This is a genomic window from Methanospirillum sp., assembly GCF_028679455.1.
Classification (GTDB): Archaea; Halobacteriota; Methanomicrobia; order Methanomicrobiales; family Methanospirillaceae; genus Methanospirillum.
Genome location: NZ_JAJRBM010000428.1, coordinates 1 through 4,816 on the forward strand (window position 1 = coordinate 1; position 4,816 = coordinate 4,816).

General features: G+C 51.0%; 5 protein-coding genes. All 5 read right to left on the minus strand.

Annotated elements, in window-relative coordinates; genetic code table 11:
* Window positions 1-1,599 (minus strand): threonine--tRNA ligase (locus LUQ50_RS14830; protein WP_300041009.1); only part of this gene is annotated, 1,599 nt, incomplete at its 3' end.
* A 60-nt stretch (window positions 1,600-1,659) separates the two neighbouring features.
* Entirely contained in the window at window positions 1,660-2,211 is a 552-nt protein-coding gene (gene dcd, locus LUQ50_RS14835; RefSeq protein WP_300041011.1) for a dCTP deaminase, read from the minus strand.
* The gene (locus LUQ50_RS14840) at window positions 2,198-2,980 is read right to left on the minus strand and encodes an RNA methyltransferase (protein ID WP_300041014.1); all 783 of its coding nucleotides are present in this window, start codon (window positions 2,978-2,980) and stop codon (window positions 2,198-2,200) included. The genes dcd and LUQ50_RS14840 overlap by 14 nt, the downstream gene beginning before the upstream one ends.
* A gap of 8 nt (window positions 2,981-2,988) precedes the next feature.
* Entirely contained in the window at window positions 2,989-3,675 is a 687-nt protein-coding gene (locus LUQ50_RS14845; protein WP_300041016.1) for a phosphoglycerol geranylgeranyltransferase, read from the minus strand.
* Between the two features lie 60 nt (window positions 3,676-3,735).
* Window positions 3,736-4,816 (minus strand): topoisomerase DNA-binding C4 zinc finger domain-containing protein (locus tag LUQ50_RS14850; protein WP_300041018.1); only part of this gene is annotated, 1,081 nt, incomplete at its 5' end.

The following is a 4,816-nucleotide window of genomic DNA, read 5'->3' on the forward strand; positions in this document are numbered from 1 at the left end:
CTTCTTCCCGACTGACTCCTCGCGGTCATCATAGTCAGCACGAATCCGTGCAGCAGTAAGGGTAGTTACAATCCTCTCGGCAACCGCTCCGTGCCGCTCAGCAACCGGAATGACCCTGACCTGGGTTGGTGAGAGCCAGGTTGGCAGGTGAGCAACCTTCTGGTTTGCGGTATTCTCAAGGATTGCGCAGAAGACACGCTCCACTGATCCGGTTGGAGAACAGTGAAGAATCGGTGGGAAAACTTCAGTCCCGTCATTCAGGTGATACTTGATCCCGAACCTGCGTGAACTCTCGACATCGATCTGCACAGTCGGATTCTCAATCGGACGCTGTTGCCCGTCGATGGCAGCAAGATCGATCTTGGCGATCCAGTAGTGAACGCGATCAGAGAGCGTCTCAATCAGAACCGGCACCTTTGACTGGGCAACAATCTTTTTGATCCAGATCTCGTTCTCTTTGTAGAACTCTTCCGTGCACCTGAAAACCGCAACCAGTTGGGTACCAAAGTCTTCTCCGGTCTTCCATCCCATGGCGAGTTGCTCCTCAAAGCACTGCAGGGCGCCGGCCATATCTTTACAGAGCGAGTGCATGTCAGGCATCGTGAAGGCACGAAGCCGTTTCAGACCAATGACCTCTCCTTTCTGCTCATGTCTGAACGAGTAGGTGGAGAGTTCGTACATCTTCATCGGGAGGTGATTGGGCGAGATATGCATATTCCGCATGATGGTAAACATACCAAAACATGCAGCAAACCTGAGCATCATATTCCGGTTTCCGCTCTTGAACCGGTACTGGCGTTCCCCGAACTTATCTGCATGCTCATAGATGGCCTTGTCAGCAAGGTCATACATCACCGGGGTTTCGACCGGACTTGCACCATGGGCAAGGACCATGGCAAGAGCATAATCTGCCAGAAGGTCACGGACCATCTTTCCCCGTGGCATCCATCTGAGATGACCGACATCAGAAACCGGTTCGTAGTCCACGAACTCTTTGGACCGCATGAGATCGACATGAATCGGCTCGCCTCCGGCAGGAACAGGAATGCCGGTCTCTTTCTTAATCAGGGATCCAAATGGGGATTCATCCACAAACTTCTGATAGTCATGAGTTGTCCCGTCAGGAGTCATGACAAAGAAGTGGTGAGTTACCGGAGACTTCTCTACCTTTACCACATCTTCTGATGGTGACAGCGTCCGTGACAGTTCAGAGAGTGGATGACCTTTGCATGAAACAGTAAAGGACTTATACCAGCCAAACGGTGCACGCTTGACTTCAAAGCCGGCTTCACCAAGAGAGGACTCCATAGCCTTGAGAGCTTCAACTGCAAGGTCAGGCGATGCCAGATCGCTGCTCAGGTGGGCATATGGATACACCATAACCCGCCGACACTTGGTCTGACCTGACATCTCTTCGATGGATGCAACCGCCTGAGCGACGACATCGTCGATTCCGTCCTCATCAGGAGCCTCTACTGCGCAGAAGGCTACAAGAGATTCATCAAACGAATCTGACGGGCTGCAGGGTTCTTCAGCGAATTTTGTCTTCTTCTTCGCTTCGTATTCGATATGATCAGAATGTATCAAAAGAAGGCGCATGAATTATTCTCCGGAATCAATACCCGAATCTATTGGCGTTCATCGGCAATAAAACACCGCCTATTGTCGGTTTTCGTAATATCGCGATAAGGTGGCCTGTCGCTGATTCATGTATTTTGCATCATGCTTGGAGTTGTACGGACATGCTGCCCGCTCGGTACTGTAAAAGACAAGCTGACCGATTGACATCCCGGCATGGATCCTGACCGGACGATGGTTCACATTGCACATCTCAAGCGTGATGCTACCCCGGAACCCGGCATCTATCCAGCCGCCGGTCTGGTGGAGTTCAATACCGAGTCGTGCAATACTGCTCTTTCCTTCGATGCTGGCCACAATATTGTCAGGGAGTTCGATGAGTTCCATCGTCTCTGCAAGGATGAACTGGCCCGGATGAAGCACAAAGCTCTCTGCGGTCATCTCCTGCGTCTTGCTGGTGACCGATTCGCGGTCAAACGGATCGATGATATCATCACTGGTCTCATACCAGGCAAAATGATTACCAAGTCTGATATCAAGGGAATTTGGCTGAACCAGTTCGGGATCATAGGGATCTACGGTGATAAAGCCCCGCCTGATGCGATCGATGATCTGCCAGTCAACAAGGATCATTACTATCGGTATCTTCTGGATCGTATTTACTGTCTGTCTTCGCGTGGCCGGGATGCGTGAGATCCCTCGTCGCATCACGAGGGACAAACCTCCATTCTGATCTGCGGAGCAGACCGTGGATGGTGGTGGCTTCCCGCCAGGTCAGATTACAGCGTCCGAGGATCCGCCTGATGAGGGTCATCGTGGATTCACGCTTAAACCGGGGATGATCCACAAGGTCAAGATACTCATCGATATGAGCATACAGATGTGTCATCTCTTCAGGCGAGGCGAGTGCAATCTCCCCTTTGGGAATATTGGCCAATTCATAACATACTATACCCACGGCATGGGAGAGGTTGACAATCGGGTACATATCAGAAGCAGGAATCGTGCAGATAACATCGGATCTCCTGACCTCATCGTTATTAAGTCCCCAGTTCTCCCTTCCAAAGATGATCGAGATAGTCCCATCAAGATCTGCAATCATCTCCCTGAGTTCTTTAGGAGAATAAAATGGCATCCGGATCGGATGGCATGCAGATTTGGAAAGAGCACCGGTGGTTGCGATAACCATATTGCTCGTTCTAAAGACCTCGTCGAGATCCATGATCGCAGCCTGCTCAAGAACATCTTTTGCGTGCGATGCCCTGGCATATGCTTCAATACTAAGCGGACAGGGATTGATGAGAACAAGGTCGGTAAACCCGAAATTTTTCATCACCCGTGCTGCAAACCCGACATTTCCCTCATAGAGGGGTTCTACCAGAACGATGCGGATACGTGGCATCAAAAAAGTTACTGAATAGCCTGAACAGTCTCGATGAGAGCCTGAACACCCCGTTCGTAGACGGCATTTCCTACCACGATGGTATCAGCGTACCGTGCCATCTCTGCTGCCTTCTCGCTACCATCAATCCCGCCACCATAATAGAGCACGGCATTATCGATTGCTTCTGCTGCCGCTTTTACGACTTCCGGATCTCCGTAGGTGCCACTGTACTCGATATATACTATCGGGAACTGGAAGTAATGGTCGGCAATCTCGGCATAGGCAGCAACCTCTTTTGCTCCGATGGAACAATCAGACCCGGTAACCCTGGCTACCGATGAGTCAGGGTTCAGGACGATATATGCCTCCTGGATGACCCTGTCCCATGGGACCTGATTGTGAAGAGCCCAGTCTTTGTGTTTGCCTACAATCCACTGAGACTGGCTGGTGTTCATCACACTGGCGATGAAGAGGAGATCGATGCCATCGGCTACCACAGCCTCGGGACCAGCAGGCTCGACAACCAGGGGAAGGCCATATTCCTTGACCTGATCACGCAGTTCCTGCATATTTTCTTTCGTGATATTCAGGGTTCCGGAGAGCATCAGGGCATCAGTCCCGCTGGTGGCTATCTCTGCCATCTGGTCCTCGGTCAGGTTCTTATCGGGATCGAGTTTGGTAACATGAGCCCAGGTCTTCCATTTCGTATACATAAGTGGTCCAGCCTTGGATTCTTCTTAAGACTCACCGTTAGAACGGAAATAGATTGCAGTTCAGACAGGAGCTGCGGTCTGAAACTGTTTTATCTTTTCTTTGGATATCCCGGAGACCTTTGCGGCCTTATCAGGGTTTGCTGATTTGAGCGTCTTGAGATCGATGATACCTGCGAGATACAACTGTTCAAGCAAAGGTTCACTCACCCCTTTCAGATGCAGGAGATCTTCACGTCCTTTTTCAAGAAGCTTCTTGGTTATCTTAAGTGGAGGCGCCTGTTTGCGACTCTCCGCGACCATCGAAATATGTTTGATCACGGTCTCAACCGAGACACCAGCCTTCAGGCTGATATAAGCCGGATGTGAACCCAGAAGATCATCCGGTCCGATGAATCCGGCCTCCTGGTACTTCCTCAGTGATGCAGCAGGAAGACCCATCTCTTTGAGTTGATTCTTGCTGGTCAGCAGAACAGCTTCAGCCTTGAGGGTGTTCGCTTCCTCATCGGAAAGACCAGCCTTCTTCAGATTCTCGACACAGACCCGGGAAACATCCTCGATGCTGTTTATTCCACAGGCCGTAAACGCAGCCATCACCTTAGTATGACTCCGGCCGCGTTTTGGCGGCACGAACTGCTTCATAAATTTCTTGCACTCTGACCGTCTCTTCAGGAGGGCCATCACGTCAGCGGTATCTGTAATCAGTTGCTCAGCACCTTTTTTCGTGACCCCGATGGCCTTCATCAGAGCCTGTGAATCCATCTTACCGAGTTCAAACGCAGAGTATATCTTGGCAGTGATGAGATCTTCCCTGATCTTATCGGTCATTGAGGGAATCATCGCGAAGATGTCCTTCTGCTGGGTGATCAACTGACAGAGCGGACATCCCATCTCCCAGGGTCGTGACCCTTTGGCGACGAGGGTGACATGATTGAGGTGATGGATGTCACACACTGCTTTGGTCCTGACCGCTCCCCCCCACATCGAACTGGGGAGACTGATATTGAAGGTGCAGTCAGGATACCCGGTGCAGCCGATGAACTGAGAGACACCCTTTCTCCTGATCCGAAGATCTTTGCCACAGATCGGACAGGGACCAATCGTCAGTTCCTCATCGGTCTGGTCCATGATCTCCTTACCGATA